Source organism: Paenisporosarcina sp. P5_A11, from assembly GCF_056400705.1.
This window is the reverse complement of sequence record NZ_JBFUKT010000014.1, coordinates 16,649-35,021: the sequence shown is the minus strand read 5'-3', so window position 1 is coordinate 35,021 and position 18,373 is coordinate 16,649. Positions and strand designations below refer to the sequence as shown.

Sequence of the window (18,373 nt, the reverse complement as noted above, 5' to 3'; positions counted from 1 at the left end):
GTCACTTGTTATGCATACAATAGTAATAATAATAAGAGGAGGTTATTATCATAAATAGAAAATTTGATTGGCTGCCTGTCATCTTGTTTTCATTAATTGCACAATACATCACCCAACAATTGTTGATCTTCGTTGAACTTTCTGTAAATCACTCTATATCAACAGCTTTACTCATTAAAATCAATTTCTTTATTATTGCACTTGTTGGTGGGATAGTAGCTAGCCATTTTTTCATCAAAAATTCAAAGCATATTGGAGGAATATCCGCAACTCTCTTCGTTATCCTAAGTCAATTGTATATTGGCAACAGTACCTTTAACGGTTTCAGCGCTACTAGTATTAATAATTGTTTATGTCGTTGGCTATGTAGGAGCCATTTTGCACTCTAATAAACTAGCCCACAAACGGTTTAAACAAGTTCATTTGAGCACACTGAAAAAAACTAACAAGCTCCATGTTCTTTGCCTAAACCAAAAATGAAAACACCTCTCATTATTTAAAAAATGGAGGTGTTTTTCATATGTTCGGATTATATTTGATTAACGTTTAAGATTTATTGTTAAGTTTTTTTAACTGGTGATTATGTAGTTTGGAAAAAACCAGTAATGCTAGGATCGCTCCTATTAAAGCAAATGACATATCCCATTGCGCATCCCACTCATCACCTTGCATACCCAAAAAGTCTTCCGTTGCTTTTTTAGCATGAGGCAATTTCGTACTCAACCATTCGATGATTTCATACAACGCTGCAATAGCCAGAACGATACTAGTGGAAATCGCAAACAACCAAGTGCCTTTAGTTAGTGGTGTATTTCTAATCAAGATCTCTCTCACCACAATCGCAGATAAGCCTTTCAGAAAATGCCCAAAGCGATCATAATGATTTCGTGTAAATTAAATTCGTCCTTTATCCAATTAAACAACGGAACCTCAGCATAAGTGTAGTGGCCACCAATAAGCGTAAGAATGGATAATATGGCAATAATCCAATAAGAGAGAGAAGTGAGTCGGAATTTTTTATAAGTAAATATGATAATAATTAAAGCCACCACTGACGGGCTAGCCTCTGCCACCCATGTCCACAATACTGCAGGCTTAATGAAAGACCAAATAAAAACCACGATAACGACGACAAGTAAAGAAAAATGAAGCTTTGCCTCTTTATCCAAAACCACGACACTCACTCCTTCCGACAACAGTATGCGAAAAAAAAGAACGTCGTATACCTATCGGTGCCAGGAATCTCAGTCTAGCATCACAAAATGTTATGCAAATCGATTCTCCATCTCATGAATCATCATTCTACTCGAAAACTTTAAAGGAAGTTTTATCATAGGAAAATCATTTAATGTTCGATTTAATTGTTGAACGTCCATAATCCCATCATCTTCCTTAACGCATTCAATATAATAGATGGCGTCATTCATTTGACCAATAATAGAGCGTTCACTTGTTTTCATGTATTCGATTCTATCCATGTGTTGTACATATTGCTCAATAAAAATTGGATTGACCTTGTCAGCCTCTAAATTCTCTTGGATTCCTGAATAAATCATCTCATCTAAATTCTTTATATCTTTTGCCACCACCGGACCTAGTACAAACAGATAACGCGTCTGACTATTCATCACCATGATGTACTTCTTACGGTTAATTAAAAATAGATGCGCATGCCAAGAGTAAAACAAATCCTGCGTTTCTCTTGGCTTGCTCGTAAGATTTTTCTTCAAATAATCTCCCAGTTTCTTCGTGCATTGAATTATCAACATCTGACCATCCCTTTAAAATTTCTCAAATCAAACAATCGACTTCTTATTAATCCATTATAGCGACCAATAATTTATTTTGAGTCCTGTTCCTTTCTTTTCCGAACTTCTATCTGAGCCGTTATATAGGCAACTCCTACTAATCCAATAACACCAAAAACAATCGCTATAATGTCTTGTTGAGAATACGTAAAGCTAGTAAAACCCGCAATCAAACTTATGCCTATAACAATAAGTAATATCCAATGAGAATACCTAGATAAAAACCTCTTCAATAATTTCACGTCCATTAACTATTTAATTTCATCATTCAAAAATTATTTCCAAATGCCTAAAATGAACCCCATGACAGTAAAGGTAATTACGTGATATCCTGCATTAATCAAATATAATTTTAGTGACTTTCGTTCAAATAAATAGGTAATTCCCATTGCAGTGGCAACCCAAAATAGTCCTGCTAAGAGTCCTGCCATTGCACCAAATCTCGACCGAGAAACAGTACCAGTACAAAGGAAATGACCAATGACAATATTAATGAACCACCAAAAATCATCCCCATATTGCCTTTCTTTAATTGCCCTTCATCAAACCCATTTTCCACCATCCAAGGCTTTGCAAATAAAACTGAATACCACAATCCACTAATGATAAATGCTGATAACGCTGCAACGATAACGGCTAAATAATTAATAGATTCTAATGATTACTGAAAATCCATTTGATTCACTCCTTTATTTGTTTATTCTACTCTATTGCCATTTCTCCTCGTTGCAGTAATGAATTATGTACTTCGAAAATCTTATAGCCATTTTAATTCGCTCCTTATCGGAAGTGAAAATCATCTCCTTTTCACCTTTACGAATGTTCATGGCTTCCTTGATTATTGGATGCCACTCGACTGGAAGATGTAGCAATGCATATTCGCCAGCATCAAGTTTTGAAATGATGTCGCGTTCTTTTAAGGTATAAAATTGTCGTAATAATCCAAGTACGGACCATTCAATTTCTTCATCGATATCTTCAGCTGGAAAATTAGATAACTCTGCACTCGAGTTCTCCATTCGTTTAACTCGTTCTGCCCAATAAGAATTCATATTTCCATTTACATAAGAGAGTAAATGAGTTGATTGGATGTCAAAATTGAGTGCATGTCGTTCTGTCCCTAAAATTCTTATTCCCCTCGTTTTCAATATCCACCAAATAATCGGATCAAAGTCCGAACGATAACTTATCTTGCCACTGTTATAATTGAGGTAGTTGTCATTGCCCAAAGTCAGCCTACCTGCATCCTCCCTCATAATGTACACTCCATCCATTTCAGGATTTTTATTTTGGGTAGCTATCCTGCTATGGATTTCAGAAAGAACCATGGCATCTGCTTCTTGCAAACGACGATTTGTAATAGTAATGAAATCAATATCACTCGATTTTCCCACATAGGCACCTAGTGCAATGGAACCTTGAATATACAATCCTTCAAGCGTATTTGGTAAACGTTCATTCACCAAAGCAATGTACTCGTCTAGAACGTTCTGTACAAGTACTGGTATTTCCGACATGACATTCTCTCCTCACTTATATATAGGCTTCAACCCCTTCAACCATATTGAAGGAACAACCTCATCCAGCGTTTCATACCAACTATTCACTTTAATAAAGCAATCATAGTGAGTCACTACTACTGGAGATGTAGCTGAAGATTGCTCGTGAAATAACACGTTACCCCATCTCGAAGAACGCATTTTCTTGTCCTTAATAAAAGCTGTCGTTAAGAACCTAGCAAATCCTTCTAATCCATCGAAATACTCCAGATTATGGTGTAACTTTTTTCGAGTACATATCTCAACAACAAAAATAAATCCAACAACTAGGCCAGCTGCTGGATAAAGTTTATTAATAAGAGATATAGGGAGAAGACAACTCTCAGCGTAAAGTCGTTCCCACTTTAGCAGGCTTGACTTTGCCCTTATGCTTGTTGTAATTGTTCGATATCCAGCTTCTTCATTCCGAGCATTGCCTTTGTCACGCGTTGGGCTTTTTCTGGATTAGGGTCCTGCATCAACTTGCCTAAAATCGTTGGGACCACTTGCCACGACACACCAAATTTGTCCGTAAGCCATCCACATTGACCTGGTTCTCCCCCCTCGGAAAGGTGATCCCAGTAGTGATCGACATCCGCTTGCGTTTCGCAACTGATACTAAACGATACTGCAGGTGTGAATGAATAATGCGGCCCACCGTTAATCGCAAAAAAATCTTGGCCATTTAGTGCAAATGCTATCGTCATCACTTTACCTTTCTCTCTAGGACCAACCGCTCCGAACCGAGATACATTCTTTACATTTACCTCTTTGAAAACTGAGGCATAAAAATCCACCGCTTCTTCGGCTTGATCATCAAACCACAAGTTCGGAACAATTTTTTCCATAGCCGTTTCCTCCTCCATTGAATATACATACTTCCATGTTCGACCAATCCAATGTATTTTCCTGCAACAATTCTAGTTCAGGTAACAAACAGATTCTTTTCCTTCCTGTCGATAACAATAGAAATCATCAATACAGTGTTCGTGATTCTTTGATAAGAAAGAATTGCATTTATGTGCTATTAAAAAATGCCCTTCTGCTGTAGCGAAGGGCCAATGACTGACGATTTTTTTCCTATGCGCGGTTTTAGCCGTGCTATGCGCGCATTCGTGTCGACTATGCGCTGTTCTTTGTCGTCTATGAGCGGTTCTCTGTCGACTATGCGCGGTTTGGTCGCTTCTATTCGCGAAACTATAAAAAACTACCATGATGCTGGGTTCGCTGTAGTCAAAGTTTATACTTTCTTTCAAAAAAGCAGCTGAAGATGCAATCTCAGCCGCTTGTTACCTTCCTATTCTACTGATGATAAAAATTGTCTTGTTCTTTCTTCTTTGGGATTTCCGAAAATTTCTTCTGATGTCCCTTGCTCAACTATTACTCCGTTATCCATAAAAACGACCCTGTCTGCTACATCTTTTGCAAAGCTCATTTCGTGTGTAACAATTATCATCGTCATGCCTTCTTGAGCCAAATCTTTAATAACCTGCAGAACTTCTCTTACAAGTTCAGGATCTAAGGCAGAAGTTGGTTCATCATAGAGCATGACCATCGGATTCAACGCTAGTGATCTAGCTATTGCTACTCTTTGCTGCTGACCACCGGACAATTGGGCTGGATAGTAGTCACACCGATCGCCAAGTCCGACTTTAATAAGAAGAGCTTCACCTAACTTTCTTGCATCTTCTTTCTTAGCGCCATGTATAACAATCGGACCTTCCATAACATTTTCAATTGCCGTTTTATGGGGAAATAAATTGAAAGATTGAAAGACAAAACCTGTTCGTTTTCTCAACTCCCTTATCGCTTTTTTTCTTTTACTATCTATTTTCCCACCTGTAATTACTTGAAATTCACCAATTTGAATTGTGCCTTCCGATGGTTCTTCTAAAAAGTTTAAACAACGTAGCAAAGTGGATTTCCCAGAGCCGCTAGGACCCATAATAACGACCACTTCGCTTTTACTAACGCTTAAGTCGATTCCCTGCAAAACTTCATTCGTTCCAAAGCTCTTTTTTAATTGATGTATTTGAATAATACTCATGGCAATCTCCTAACATTAGTATTTTCAAATCGTGGGATTATCGTACTAAGTATCTGGATGTTTTAATTTCTAATTTATCTAGTAAGTTGGTGAAGAATGATATTAATACCCAATAAATTGCAGCAGCAACTAAATAAATGGTGAGAGGTTCAAAGGTTTTTGCGATAATCAAGCTCGACATTTGCAATAACTCCGTTACAGTAATTACTGAAACGAGCGATGTATCTTTTATCAACACGATAAACGAATTCGACAATGTGGGAATCGCTATTCGCAAACTTTGTGGAAGAATAATTCTTCTTAACGCTTGCGAATAGGTCATCCCCATTGCCATAGAAGCTTCCATCTGCCCATTATCTACAGCCAGTATAGATGCCCGGAACGATTCAGATAGGTATGCACCTGCATTTAAACTTAAGGCCAAGACTCCTGAAGATATTGGATCCAAAGCAATACCTATTTGAGGCAAACCGTAATAAATAACAAAAATTTGGACAAGAAGTGGAGTTCCTCGAATAATGGAAACATATATATTCGCAATTCCATTTAGCACCCTCACTTTTACTATTCTGACGATTGCGGTGAAAAACCCGATTATCAGTGCAATCACGATTGATATTCCTGCCAAAAAAATGGTCATTAATGTGGCTTCAAGTAAGGATGGCAAGGAATCGATAATGATTGTGGGGTCCATAAATCCTCCTCCTATCAGACTAGCAATCAGTTAGATTCATCATTTATACAAATACTGCCTCGTTGAATTCAATGGTGATTCCTAAGCGTTTCATTTCTTCTATAAACGGCTCGAACCTCTCCCTAACAATAATGCTCTCGATAGGAATAACTCCGGTTTCTGTTATATTTTTCATAGCAATCCATTTAGCCATTAACGCAGCTGGAATAGCTGTTGTTTTAGCCATAGAAGTGATATTCCGTCCATGATCATAGAAGTCCACCATTTCCCACGTATACTTTGTAGATTTGCCGTCTTTCATGCCACTTACTTCTACGCGTAATACCGTGATATCTTCATTTGAGTTTCCAACCATCTTTGGTGCAAGAATTTTTTCTGTAAATGCTCTTGGAGTAATCCTTACTCCATCCACTGAAATGGCATCATTATCGAAGAATCCCAATTCACTTAAAACATTCATTTGCTGCCAATGTCCTGGATAGCGAACTGTTCGTTCATATAAATACTTCACTTTATCCTTGAGAATGTAAGCGGTGCTATGGGCATCTGTAATAACACTTTCACATACACCCACTGGCTCTGGAAACGTTATTTTTTCTAATCCTGTAAGAGGAAGTAACTGTACCAGTCCCCCGTTTTCAACTGCCAGCGCAGGTTTTGTATAAAGGCCTAACACACTTTCGAGGCGGAAAACGACTTGATACCATAAAGGTGGAATGGGATGTCTCGGAATGCCACCACAAATCATTACTGCTTCCTCAGCTTCATCAAGCATCTCAATACCTTGCGCAGCTAAAAAGTTTGTGATTCCAGGGGCAACCCCACACCCTGGTACAATAATTACTCCTGCCTCTTGTGCTTCTTTATGCAACGCTCTTTTTTCATGAAACCTAGAACCAACTAAATCTACTAAATGACATTTTGATGCAATAGCTGCTTTGATGGCGAGAAGACTCAAAGAATGCGGAAGGCATGCCACTGCAACGTCAGCACCTTTTAAAACGTTTGCAATATCTTCTTCTGTTTCAAGTGATGCCACTTTGCCTACTACTTTTGGGTTTTTTGCAATTGCTAAACACTTATCAATGCTTTCTTGTCTCCCATCCACAGCAGTGACTGAATCAATCCCATTAAATTTTGCAATTTCACACACCACGGTTGTCCCAATCATCCCGGTTCCTAAAATAACTATATGCAAATGTATTTGCCTCCCTATCAATGAACTATTGTTTAAAAATAAAGCATAGAGAAATCGAGTTTCCCATTGATTTCTCTATGCTCATAAGAGGTTAAGCTATTACTAGTTTTTTATCGGTTCCGTTCCGAACCATTTTTTATAAATTTCATTATATGTCCCATCATCTTTCATTTCCGTTAAAGCTGTATTAACCTTTTTAATAAAATCTTCATTGCCTTTATTAACCGCCATTCCGATTTCGTCTTTATTGACAATATCGCTAGCAATTTTTATTGGAAGCTTATTTTCTTTGATGTTGTAGCTAATTAATAACTGGTCGTTAATGATGACATCTAATCGTTCATTCGTAAGATCTTGAATATAATCACTGACTGCTTTGTATAATTTCACGTCTGCACCTTCAACGCTATTTGCAACTTCTTCAAAAGTTGTTCCGCCACCTACGCCGACTTTCTTTCCTTTAATATCTTCAAGTTTAGTAATGTCGTTCGTATCCTCTCGAGTGACTAAAACAGAACCAGTAATAACGTAGGGATCCGTGAAATCGACACTTTTTTTCCGTTCTTCTGTAACGGTCATTTGTCCGATAATGATATCGAATTTATCAGCTTTTAGTCCGCCAATTAAACCATCCCATTTTGTCGCAATAAAGTTGGCTTTAACACCTAATCTTTCAGCAATTTCATTCGAAATATCTACATCAAAACCTTGAAATTCATCATTGTCATCTAAGAAGTTAAATGGTGGATACGTGCCTTCAAAAGCAACATTCAATTCTTGGGATTTTTCGATACGAGCCAACACACTCTGGTCATCATTACTTTTCCCTTCACTACTTTCTTCTTTTACTCCAAAAAAATTACAACCTTCAAGCAGGCTAATTAGAAAAAAAGTGATGATCAGCAATATGACTTTCTTTTTCATTTCCATTCCCCTTTCTATTTTTAAAACTATTTCATTTCTTCTACATCCCTATTTCGCGTGCGTTTCGAGGAATAGAATCAATCAAGATTTCCTCCTATATGATGTTTGTCCATCTGAAATCAGTGGAATGATCCGGGGACTGAAAAATCACTTTCGACTATGTCGTCAACAGCAACTCTTAATTCTCTAAACTATGCGTATCTCGCATAGTTTATTCATTGAATCTCACAACTCTGGTAGTAATGTTATATTTAAAACAAAAAAGTATTCACCGCTCTCAATAAAGAGAATCTAGGTGAATACTTTACTTACTATGATTATCCTTAAATTGATTTCCCCTAATTTTCCTTTGCATTTATTAGTATATCTTTATATATAACCATGAATCATCCCAAGTTTACATATATAATAGAAGAATCTATTTCACTTTATACAATTTACTTCGTAAGGTTTTTTTACGAGGTTCTAAAGGAAATTGAAAATAATTCTTATAAGACAGAATTTGCAATAATGAATGGAGGAAATGAAATTATGGTTGATTTACCACATTGCCCAAAATGTAATTCAGCATACACGTACGAGGATGGAAATCTTTTAATTTGCCCAGAATGTGCCCATGAGTGGACGTTAGTAGGGGAAACTGAATCGAATGAAGAAACAAAAGTTGTTAAAGATGCAAATGGCAACGTCTTAAACGATGGTGATTCTGTAACGATCATAAAAGATCTTAAAGTAAAAGGAAGTTCTTCAACTTTAAAAATAGGAACAAAAGTAAAAAGTATCCGCCTAGTTGATGGGGATCATGATATTGATTGTAAAATCGATGGTTTTGGCGCTATGAAATTAAAATCCGAATTTGTTAAAAAAGGATGAATTGATTATAAATTGCCATCAAAGAGAAATAGCTAGGGGTACCAAATTGCTTTAGCTGGCAACCTTATTGCACCATATCCTCAATAATGAAAACGAGCGATGACTAGGTCATCGCTCKTTTTTGTACTCTTCTTGATTTTCATATGATATAAAAACGACTCGCGTTTCAGTCACTCGATGAAGAGAGTCATGTTCTTTTTCAAATCTACTGGCTAGAATCCAGGTCTAGGAATATGTCTTCGAGTGAGGGTTCTTCGACTTCTATGCGATAAACGTCAATTTCCGCACTTATTAAAGCTTTATTAATAACAGGAATATCTGATTCCTCTTCAATCACTATTGTAATATTTTCTTCACCCAAATGAACATCTCTTCCAACTTTATTGAAGATTTGTAATAACTCTGGCTTCTGCTTTTCTGGGTAAGGTGAATGTTTAATTTTAACCGTTAATTGAGACTGATACTCGCGCCTTAATTGATCCATACTCCCCTGAGCCCGGATAACACCTTTATCCATAATTGCGATTTCATCACACAGTTTCTCCACTTCATCTAAGTTGTGGGATGTCAGGAAAATCGTCTTCCCATCAGCAGCAACATTTTTAATTAAGGAATGGATATTTAAAACGGCGTTGGCATCTACACCTGAAGTAGGTTCATCAAGAAAAATTAAATCAGGATCATTGATGAGAGTTTGGGCAATACCCAATTTTTTCTTCATACCAAATGAATATTTTTTGGTTTTAATTTTCATGGCATCTCCAAGTTCTACTAGTTCTAATAGCTTTATTAAATCAGAAGTAGACTTAGACATCCCTAATATACCTGCAAAATATTTCAAGTGTTCAATACCAGTTAATTCGTCATAGAATTTAGAGTAATCCGGAAGTACACCTATTCTTCTCTTGACTTTTTCATGCGTAATTTCACTTGAACCAAGTATCTTAAATTCACCCGATGTCGGCTTAATGATACCCGTCACCATATTGATTAAGGTAGATTTACCTGCCCCGTTTTTACCTAAGAAGCCAAAGATATGACCTTGTGTGACATTCAAATCAACCTTATTAACAACTGTATGATGTCCATATTTTTTTGTTAATTGATTCGTTTCAAAAGCATACATTAAAAGTCCCTCTTTCTAAGAATCATTACACTCGCAAGAAGAAAACCAAGGGATAAGATTGGGATAAAATAAACATACATTGTTTGTTCTTGACCAATATAATAATAAGGAGTTATATAACTAAATACTCTTATCAAAATTAAATCATCTCTAAAAATTCCAATGGTTCCTAAAACTGGAATCGCAATTGATAAAACAATGCCTATAAACATACTTAGTCCAGGCTTACTAATGACAGTAGACAGAAATAGAGAAAGTGCTACAAAGTATGTAATAAAGATAAATGATTCAGCAAACTCTGCAAAGTAGAATGTTTTAGCGAAGGGAACTACCAGAATCAGAGAAGCCAAAATACAAACAAACCAGAAGAGCGAAACACCTAAAAATTTACCGATAACAATTTTGTCTCGGGACATCTTTGTTACTAAAAAACGCATGGTTCTAGAGTGAATTTCTCCATTTATCACATCATGGGATAAGCTTGTCACGAATAAAGGACCAGCAAGCATTAAAATAATGAACAGCCCGGCCATATAAGCATCTTCAAGACCCAGTTCTTGCAATTCATTACCAAAGTTACTTAACATTTTTGCCGATCCTACAGTAACCCCAAGAATTATAATGATAATAAAAATCGAACGAATACTTTTGAATAGACTCTTGAATTCTCGTAAACATATTGCAAACATCTTGAAATCTCCTTTTAACTCTTATTAAGAACAAAAAACCTTTGTSCATCCATTCTTTAAAAATATGTAAACCCCTCTAAATTCTTTATATGTCATGTAACTCTATTTTCTCTAGCTCTTTCTTTTATCCTTTTACACGGCAGACCTATTTTTTAGAGAACAAGAATTTAAAATGAATTTCCTAATAAATTCAAGGGACTCTTTATCTAAAGACAAAATCTAAGATGGAATTTCTTCACGATTCATTACTTCAACCCCCTCTTTAACAATACTAACTTATACTTCAATTTTATCCAAATATTAGTTAATATATTAAAGTTTATTACCTAATTAAAATTCAATAGATATTATTCTTTATCAAATCTTTCTATACACACTTGTGTAAACTGAAAAAAAAATTACGTTGACATATAAATTCATTTTCTTTTATACTGTTGCTATATTGAGTTTTTGGAGGGTTCACATGACTAGTTCTACAGCAACAACAACTGCAAACTATTCACGTACGTTACTATTGGTACAAACCGCGATGTTTGCCGCATTAATGATGATTGGCGCCAATATTTCTTCATTTCTAATCATCGGTGGTGTACCGATTACACTCCAAACATTCTTTGCTATACTTGCGGGTCTCCTATTAGGAAAACGTACTGGTGCAATCGCCATGCTTGTATATGCATTGATTGGTTTAGCTGGATTACCTGTCTTCGCTAACTTTTCTGGAGGTTTAGATACAATCATAAGCCCTACTTTCGGCTTTATTCTTTCCTTTATATTTGTCGCTTACATAGCTGGTTTCATTGTTGAAAAATTCCCAACAAAAGTTGGATTTGTAGTAGCCGCATTAGCTGGAACTGCATTTAACTACCTTTTCGGTACTAACTGGATGTACGCTGCTTATAAGCTTTGGTTTGCAGCACCAGAAGGCTTTTCATACAAAATGGCTTGGGCTTGGATGGCCGTTCCCTTGCCAAAAGATCTCATTCTCGCAGTACTCGCTGGATTGTTCGGTTTTAGATTAAGACCGATACTTCAAAAACAAAGATAAATATATTTCTTTACACAAATCCCCCCACCAATCAGATTGATGACCGATTGGTGGGGGGATTTTTTCAACTTATTCATTCATGCGTAACTATATCACCTAACCGATATACAACTTCCGCAATCTAGTGGCATCTTTCTGATTGAGTTCGTTTTCAATTAATGGATCAAATTTGCCCGTCCATGTACTCCAAACTCTTATAAACACAGTGTCTTCCGTGCGGTCGTGTAAATGGAATTCTAGGCACACCGCTCGCAAGTTTTCCTTTAGTTCAACGGAACAAATTTCTTCAATCAATTTCTGACCATTCTCAACTAAAAATTCATATTCTGAGTCCTGTATCATCTGTCTAATCTTTGAATCGTCCAGTTGAGTGACATCCATCATTTCGGCCACTTCTTTAAAACGAAAATCCGGTACACTTTCGTCCTCATCTACTATATTAAAACCGTGATCACGTTTTAGTGATTCATTATGATAGGAGCTATAAGCGATTTCCATATCTTCATCCATCGGATCATGCGCAAATGTACCTTTGGTTAAATGCATAGAACCACTAGTGGTTAGTCGATAGATAGTATCTATTTTCTCAACCATGTTATTTTGCATCATCAACTCTAGCATATGGTCGACAAAAATGGTTTCAACCGCCAACAATTCACTGATTTCGTTCGGCTCTTTTACTTCCAATCTGTCTAAGATTTTCAGAATCATTTTCATCAGTACGTCCATTTGACTCCTAACAACCGTTTTCATCTGAATTTCTGCTTGTTGAAGAGTAAAAGCCCAACTGTCGCTGCCAAGCAAACGCAAATGGGACTGCTCTAGCAACATGGCAGATATTCGAGACATCTCTTTCTCGATTTGCAGATTCTTGCTCAAACCATTACCTCCTACTTACGCTTGTTTCCAATTCTTTCAGTCCTTCGTGTTGCTTCACTACTTTTAAAACGTGTTGGAACATAGCTTTTTGCGATTCGCCGTGTGCTTTTTGTGTAAACATATCCACACTACCGACAATCATCATAAGTTCACGAGCTCTAGAAAGTGCAACGTTCAATCTTCGGTAATCTTTTAAGAAACCAATGTTTCCGTCAGGCTGAAGATGATTACGTACGAAGCTCAATATAATAACGTCCATCTCCATCCCCTGGAATTTGTCGACAGTACCCGTTCTGCAATGTAGATGTGGTAGGTCCAGTTCTTGACTGAGCAAGCGATTCACTTTCTTCACTTGTTCACCGTAAAAACTGATGATACCGACCTTCTTCTTCACATTTGCATCCAAACGACCTTCTTGTTTCGCGATTGCTGTAGCCTGATTCAAATCGAGCAACAATTCACGGGTTTTCTTCAGCTCCGCTGCATTGAAAAAGCTTCGGCTATGTTGTTCCTGCTCCTCTAAGAAGCCTCGCTCATTCGGCATGTCATACCACAAAATATGTTGCCCCCGTTTGAACAATTTCCCGTCAAGCAAGTGGTCTCGGTCTTTATTTGAATTAACTAGACCGCACTCAAGTCCATAATTTTTCTCACGGTAAAAAGGATTAATCGTTTCCATAATGTGTTCATGCATTCGATATTGAATCCGAAGCGTCGTCTTGCTGTCGTCAGGTAAATCTTTAAACAAACGTTCAAAAATCGATTCTTTTAAGATTGATTTCAATTCGGCTTTTTCTGCTGGATCTTCCATATCCTCCAACACTTCATCCATCGTATCCTGCCCAACTAAAGGAGGCAATTGATGATGGTCGCCCACCAAAATGATTTTCTTCCCTTTTAACATAGGCAGTAATAATTCAGGTGGGGTCGCTTTTGACACCTCATCAATTATGACTACATCAAAATCGGGATATTGGTTCACAAAATCTTTACTGGCTGAAATCGAACATGTTACACCAATCACATTCGCGTACTGGATGTACAACTTCTTAATTTCGTCTAAATCGTAAGATGTTGATTCTCCAAGCATTTCTTGCCATTCCAAACGAATGTCGTTCGATACACTCAGGAAGGTTTCTTTTCTCTTTAACTCATTTAATTGCAAAGAGGTTTGTTCATGCGTCGATTTAACTTCGATTAATAAAGCTTCCACGTCGATTTGGGCAATTACTTCTAAATCAGCCACTTCCTTAACGAAAGCCGTTTGTTTCATCTGTTCATCAGCAATCTTTTGCTTGATATCATCAATCGTATTCTGGAATTGAGTCATTTCGTGCGTTCGTTTTTGCACAACTGCTTGCTGCACGGAAGTTGCTTGAACCAAACCTTCCACGTAGCTTTCTTCTGTCCCCATCTGCTCAAGTTCAAGCTCTTTTTCTGCTAAAACCTTTTCCACTTCAACCATAGATGTTAACCCATCTTTAATGGCAGACATTTCGCCAAGAGTCTTTTCAAAAGAAGAAATCACATCGTCTAGTTCCTTAAGTTGTGGGGTTAATAAAGAAATCTCGGCATCTATTTCTTGCTGATATTTCACCAATGCTTGTCCAACAACATCTTTCAACTTTTCAAAAGTAGTTTTAATTTCGTCCTTTATTTGCTCATTGCCTTTTTCTTGTGCATCGCGCCTTTTTGATACCTCTGATCTCGACACTTTTAGAACCATCATATGTTCATAAATAGTAGATAGTTTTTGTCGATCAGCTTGATTTAAAGGTTCACGGAACCCGTTCATTTTTTTTGCATACTCCCGAAATGCATCCACCACTTTGTTCACATAAGGTGCCTCTATTTTAGACCCTTCTAATGTTGGGAGCATCGAGATTTTCTTTGCTAACATCTTCATGTTATATTGATGCGCATTCAGCTGCTGTTCCGCATAGACAATGGCTTTATTCAAAGTAACATCTACTTCGGAAAGTTTGCCTCCCGTTTGGTTAGCAGCTTGATAGTTCAAACGCAATCGGTCCATGTGATGTATAATCGAGCGGATTTCCGAAGCTCGTGTCCATGGTTCATTGCCAATCAAGGCTTGAAGGTCGGTGATTTTTTTAATGCTTGGGATTTGCTTGGTTATGTTTTGCAAATTCATTTGCTTAGCTGAGAAGGTCTTTAGCTTATCCGCTTTTTGTTGAAGATCGGTTCTACTTTGTTGTAGAGAAGTTTCCGTTTGTGCAAACGTCAACTGTTTCTGAAGTTCTCGGATCTCACCTTGAAGTCGAGTTTGTAGCTTTGCAAATTCACCGGATTCTGAAAAGAGAGATACTTGGCCTTGTAATCTCTCATACCGACTTTGTGCATCTTCAAATAAATCCTTGCCCATGTCAAAATGAAAATCGACTTGGGCTTTTTTACGATTCAATTCTTGAACGTAAGACTGACTAGTAGTCAAATCGAGCTTAAGCTTACTTAGCTTTTCTTTCGCTTGAATCTTTTCGATTTTCTTCGATTCCAATTCCGCTATTTCAGTTTTCAAATTTTCTACTGTTTTTTCCGTTTCTTTAATAGAAACAAGTAGGTCCTGTCCCTCTTTTTCGAACTGACTTACATGTGTTTGAATTGAAGATAGTGTCTGCTGTTTCCAGTAAAGAGCGACTTTTTCTTCAACAAAACGCTGCCCCTCTTCCTCGATACTCTCGCTACGACCAATTCGTAAAATCCGAATGTCTTGATCTGTCAGCAGTTTCCCGAGTGCATTATCTACCGCCAAATTTGATTGTGACGCAACTAGCGTTTTTAACCCCATCTTCGCATGCTGATAGCAAATTTCAGAAATAACCGTGGTCTTCCCCGTTCCAGGAGGACCTTGAATGACATACAAATCTTGTGCAGCAATCGCACCTTCTACTGCTTGCCGTTGAAAATCATTGAGATTTTGCTTAAACGCTAAATCTTCTGGGACTTTCCCTTTCCGCACTGTCGGACGTTTCTCAAAAAGGAGTTTTTCTAGATTGGGATTGACAGCCCAGCCGTTTTCGAGACGTTTAAATCCATCTTTAAGACGATTGATTTGCGCCATTTCAGCTACATTATCGAAAGCGAGCTTGCCGTTAACCGGAACTCTCCATTTTCCTTCTCTCGCTTTTTCTTGAAGATCCTTACTGAGTTCCACATCGATTGTTCGCTTGCCCATTTGGACTTGCACGACATTCCCAAGGCTTTGGTTCGTCTCAACCAATTTAACCGCTGATTTTTTATAATACTTATCAAAACCGTTCGGCAGCTTTTGTAGCTCAAACGTTACTTTACGAAAATCCGGACTTGTCCGAGCGTTCCGAATCCCAATTTCAAGTCTTTCTACATCTGCATTTCGTTCCATCACACGCAAATACGATTCCCAACCGGAAATCCGCTTCTTAATGTACTCTGATCGATCGGATGCTATCGGTAAAGACTGAATGATTCTATAAAGAGAGAGCGTCATTTCCGTTGACACTAAACCCTTCCGATCAAACGACATTTTCAACTGCAYATGTCGATTATTTCCTAATTGCAAACGCTTCTTGGTCACATAGAAATGAGCGACTTCAAGTCCGTTTCCGATCCATTCGCACTCCATTACTGGGGTGCCTGAGACTACTTCTGATTCTATATATAAAGAGACTCGTCGTTGATTCGCCTGACCATCTGTTAGACGTTCCATATGAACATCAAGAATAGGCGACACATTCAACAAGCTCGTTAATTCATCTGCCATTTTCGGTTTACTTTTCCTAAACCGGCTGCTCACGGACAAATTACACCGCGTCACATCTGTACTTTTCACTACATTCACTGCCTTACAACTCCTAACCCGTCCAAAACCATATCTTCCTATTGTAAAGGATTGCCGCCTTCAAATCGACCACTCATCCACAAACCTTTTTGTCAGTTTTGGGAAATAATGAATCGTCGCCTCCTTACACCGAGAGTTGCGGCTGAAATTGCTCTCTATTCTTTTAAAAGCTTTATTACTGCTTTTGGTTTTATTATTTTACTATTACTACTTAAGTCGTGATTTTTACAACTAAGCTTTTAAGGTCATTTGATCCTTATTTACGTAAAAAACGGCTGAAGATGGTGCAGCTTCAGCCGAAATATCGTTTATAGGCGGACACTTCGACCAGGCTGCATCGATTCCAACTTGGTATTCATTTTTTCCAACTTGGCTCCCCATTTTTCCAACTTGGCGCTTATATTTTCCAACTGAGCAATCGCTCACCAAAAATCCCATCAGAAAAACCCGACATGTGACAACGGAGGTGACCACTTTTTCACTTATATTGCTTTATTACTGCTTTTTGGCTTCAGCCAAAAGCCTTTTCTTTTAGCGACACCCTGCCTTCCTGTTGAAGTCCTTCATCACTATTCCATATATGTATTTCTTTATGTAGAATTAATAAAAAGTAGTAGGCTTTACAAGATGGAGGAGAGTCATTGAACATAAAAAAAGTATTAAAAGGGTTATTAATTTTCATTACTCTTCTAGTTACATTTATGTTTTTAAACAATAGCTCACTATTTACGAAGGAAAGGAAAACTGAACCCTTTCTGCTTGCACATCGTGGTCTCGCTCAAACCTTTAGCATGGAAAGAATCGAAGGTGATACATGTATGGCTGTACGTTTACACAAGCCGGATCATCCTTACCTTGAAAATACGCTACCTTCCATGGAGGCCGCATTTGAAGCAGGTGCTTGAATGGTCGAGTTAGATATAAAACCTACAAAAGATGGTCAATTCGCAGTTTTTCATGACTGGACACTCGATTGTCGAACAAACGTCAAAGGAATGATAGTCGATTACACAATGGATGAACTGAAAAAAATTGATATTGGCTATGGTTATACAGCTGATAATGGGAAAACATTTCCCTTCCGTGGAAAAGGTATAGGTCTCATGCCTTCACTGAACGATGCATTAAGCCAGTTTCCAGATCAATTATTTTTGATTCATATCAAAAGCGATGACCCGAAAGAGGGAGAGCAATTGGCTGATTTCCTTTCGACGCTTTCAAGTGATCGACTAGAGCAACTAACCGTCTATGGTGGTGATCAACCAATCGCCACCTTAAAGAATCGTTTGCCAAATTTACGCGTCATGTCGATGGAAACGTTAAAAAGCTGCCTGCTACCCTATATCGGCATTGGCTGGACAGGAGTAATGCCTGAGGAGTGTAAACATACCGAAGTGCATATCCCTGAAAAATATGCTCCTTGGATCTGGGGTTGGCCCGATAAACTTTTGAATCGAATGGATGCGGTCGATACAAGGGTTATTTTAGTTGCAGGTGATGGTAATTGGTCAGAAGGGTTTGATTCAGAAGAAGATTTTAAAAGATTACCCACAAATTATTCTGGTGGAATATGGACAAATCGAATCGATCGTATTGCACCTTTAGTGAAATAGACTGCAAGTTACCTTAATTAACGCATTCCATAGGAGTGAACCGCTGTTCTTTTTGATTAAATGTAAAATAGGGGAAACACAAAAAGACCGCTGAAGATGTA

14 protein-coding genes and 4 pseudogenes are annotated in these 18,373 nt (G+C 37.7%); 3 read left to right on the top strand and 15 right to left on the bottom strand.

What is annotated here, in order from left to right; translation table 11 throughout:
- Nucleotides 1–546 precede the first annotated feature (546 nt).
- The 9 genes and pseudogenes from AC1DOS_RS04795 to AC1DOS_RS04755 all read right to left on the bottom strand — a co-directional run bounded on the left by AC1DOS_RS04795 (nucleotide 547) and on the right by AC1DOS_RS04755 (nucleotide 8,209).
- Nucleotides 547–1,175 (bottom strand): annotated as a pseudogene (locus AC1DOS_RS04795) (DUF2238 domain-containing protein).
- Nucleotides 1,176–1,265: 90 nt separating this feature from the next.
- Nucleotides 1,266–1,769, bottom strand: a complete 504-nt coding sequence (locus AC1DOS_RS04790; RefSeq protein WP_477536570.1) for a DUF6933 domain-containing protein — start codon at nucleotides 1,767–1,769, stop codon at nucleotides 1,266–1,268.
- Nucleotides 1,770–2,083: 314 nt separating this feature from the next.
- A pseudogene (locus AC1DOS_RS04785) lies at nucleotides 2,084–2,403 on the bottom strand (DUF1761 domain-containing protein).
- A 112-nt stretch (nucleotides 2,404–2,515) separates the two neighbouring features.
- The gene (locus AC1DOS_RS04780) at nucleotides 2,516–3,325 is read right to left on the bottom strand and encodes an aminoglycoside adenylyltransferase domain-containing protein (protein ID WP_477536569.1); all 810 of its coding nucleotides are present in this window, start codon (nucleotides 3,323–3,325) and stop codon (nucleotides 2,516–2,518) included.
- A gap of 407 nt (nucleotides 3,326–3,732) precedes the next feature.
- On the bottom strand, nucleotides 3,733–4,194 hold the full coding sequence (locus tag AC1DOS_RS04775; RefSeq protein ID WP_477536568.1) for a VOC family protein: 462 nt from the start codon (nucleotides 4,192–4,194) through the stop codon (nucleotides 3,733–3,735).
- 449 nt (nucleotides 4,195–4,643) lie between these two features.
- Nucleotides 4,644–5,393, bottom strand: coding sequence for an amino acid ABC transporter ATP-binding protein (locus tag AC1DOS_RS04770; protein ID WP_477536567.1), 750 nt, complete (start codon nucleotides 5,391–5,393; stop codon nucleotides 4,644–4,646).
- Between the two features lie 37 nt (nucleotides 5,394–5,430).
- Nucleotides 5,431–6,087, bottom strand: coding sequence for an amino acid ABC transporter permease (locus tag AC1DOS_RS04765; RefSeq protein ID WP_477536566.1), 657 nt, complete (start codon nucleotides 6,085–6,087; stop codon nucleotides 5,431–5,433).
- A gap of 43 nt (nucleotides 6,088–6,130) precedes the next feature.
- Complete coding sequence (locus AC1DOS_RS04760; RefSeq protein WP_477536565.1) at nucleotides 6,131–7,285, bottom strand: saccharopine dehydrogenase family protein; 1,155 nt, start codon at nucleotides 7,283–7,285, stop codon at nucleotides 6,131–6,133.
- A 102-nt stretch (nucleotides 7,286–7,387) separates the two neighbouring features.
- Nucleotides 7,388–8,209 (bottom strand): transporter substrate-binding domain-containing protein, encoded by an 822-nt coding sequence (locus AC1DOS_RS04755; protein ID WP_477536564.1) that lies wholly within the window; start codon nucleotides 8,207–8,209, stop codon nucleotides 7,388–7,390.
- A 531-nt stretch (nucleotides 8,210–8,740) separates the two neighbouring features.
- On the opposite strand from AC1DOS_RS04755, the gene AC1DOS_RS04750 reads away from it, so the two are divergent.
- On the top strand, nucleotides 8,741–9,082 hold the full coding sequence (locus AC1DOS_RS04750; RefSeq protein ID WP_146173653.1) for a zinc ribbon domain-containing protein YjdM: 342 nt from the start codon (nucleotides 8,741–8,743) through the stop codon (nucleotides 9,080–9,082).
- A gap of 205 nt (nucleotides 9,083–9,287) precedes the next feature.
- Here AC1DOS_RS04750 and AC1DOS_RS04745 read toward each other — a convergent pair whose 3' ends face one another.
- The 3 genes and pseudogenes from AC1DOS_RS04745 to AC1DOS_RS04735 form a co-directional block, all read right to left on the bottom strand.
- Nucleotides 9,288–10,208, bottom strand: a complete 921-nt coding sequence (locus AC1DOS_RS04745) for an ABC transporter ATP-binding protein (RefSeq protein ID WP_477536563.1) — start codon at nucleotides 10,206–10,208, stop codon at nucleotides 9,288–9,290.
- A complete protein-coding gene (locus AC1DOS_RS04740) occupies nucleotides 10,208–10,897 on the bottom strand; it encodes an ABC transporter permease (protein WP_477536562.1) in 690 nt (229 codons plus the stop codon). The genes AC1DOS_RS04745 and AC1DOS_RS04740 overlap by 1 nt, the downstream gene beginning before the upstream one ends.
- Before the next feature lie 141 nt (nucleotides 10,898–11,038).
- Nucleotides 11,039–11,116, bottom strand: a pseudogene (locus AC1DOS_RS04735) (DUF2089 family protein); the annotation flags it as partial.
- A gap of 244 nt (nucleotides 11,117–11,360) precedes the next feature.
- Here AC1DOS_RS04735 and AC1DOS_RS04730 point away from each other — a divergent pair.
- Entirely contained in the window at nucleotides 11,361–11,945 is a 585-nt protein-coding gene (locus AC1DOS_RS04730; protein WP_108586509.1) for a biotin transporter BioY, read from the top strand.
- Nucleotides 11,946–12,041: 96 nt separating this feature from the next.
- Here the strand turns inward: AC1DOS_RS04730 and AC1DOS_RS04725 are convergent, their stop codons facing one another.
- From AC1DOS_RS04725 to AC1DOS_RS04715, 3 genes are all read right to left on the bottom strand, one after another.
- Nucleotides 12,042–12,824 carry a hypothetical protein gene (locus AC1DOS_RS04725; protein WP_477536561.1) on the bottom strand — a complete coding sequence of 261 codons (783 nt, stop codon included), beginning with the start codon at nucleotides 12,822–12,824 and terminating at the stop codon, nucleotides 12,042–12,044.
- 4 nt (nucleotides 12,825–12,828) lie between these two features.
- Nucleotides 12,829–16,659, bottom strand: a complete 3,831-nt coding sequence (locus tag AC1DOS_RS04720; protein ID WP_477536560.1) for an AAA domain-containing protein — start codon at nucleotides 16,657–16,659, stop codon at nucleotides 12,829–12,831.
- A gap of 231 nt (nucleotides 16,660–16,890) precedes the next feature.
- On the bottom strand, nucleotides 16,891–17,085 hold the full coding sequence (locus AC1DOS_RS04715; RefSeq protein WP_477536559.1) for a hypothetical protein: 195 nt from the start codon (nucleotides 17,083–17,085) through the stop codon (nucleotides 16,891–16,893).
- Between the two features lie 275 nt (nucleotides 17,086–17,360).
- On the opposite strand from AC1DOS_RS04715, the pseudogene AC1DOS_RS04710 reads away from it, so the two are divergent.
- Nucleotides 17,361–18,272 (top strand): annotated as a pseudogene (locus AC1DOS_RS04710) (glycerophosphodiester phosphodiesterase family protein).
- Nucleotides 18,273–18,373 lie beyond the last annotated feature (101 nt).

Coding starts and splice junctions, on each gene's coding strand:
- AC1DOS_RS04790 (WP_477536570.1), bottom strand. CDS start 1,769: ATGTTGATAATTCAATGCACGAAGAAACTGGGAGATTATTTGAAGAAA.
- AC1DOS_RS04780 (WP_477536569.1), bottom strand. CDS start 3,325: ATGTCGGAAATACCAGTACTTGTACAGAACGTTCTAGACGAGTACATT.
- AC1DOS_RS04775 (WP_477536568.1), bottom strand. CDS start 4,194: ATGGAAAAAATTGTTCCGAACTTGTGGTTTGATGATCAAGCCGAAGAA.
- AC1DOS_RS04770 (WP_477536567.1), bottom strand. CDS start 5,393: ATGAGTATTATTCAAATACATCAATTAAAAAAGAGCTTTGGAACGAAT.
- AC1DOS_RS04765 (WP_477536566.1), bottom strand. CDS start 6,087: ATGGACCCCACAATCATTATCGATTCCTTGCCATCCTTACTTGAAGCC.
- AC1DOS_RS04755 (WP_477536564.1), bottom strand. CDS start 8,209: ATGAAAAAGAAAGTCATATTGCTGATCATCACTTTTTTTCTAATTAGC.
- AC1DOS_RS04750 (WP_146173653.1), top strand. CDS start 8,741: ATGGTTGATTTACCACATTGCCCAAAATGTAATTCAGCATACACGTAC.
- AC1DOS_RS04745 (WP_477536563.1), bottom strand. CDS start 10,208: ATGTATGCTTTTGAAACGAATCAATTAACAAAAAAATATGGACATCAT.
- AC1DOS_RS04740 (WP_477536562.1), bottom strand. CDS start 10,897: ATGTTTGCAATATGTTTACGAGAATTCAAGAGTCTATTCAAAAGTATT.
- AC1DOS_RS04730 (WP_108586509.1), top strand. CDS start 11,361: ATGACTAGTTCTACAGCAACAACAACTGCAAACTATTCACGTACGTTA.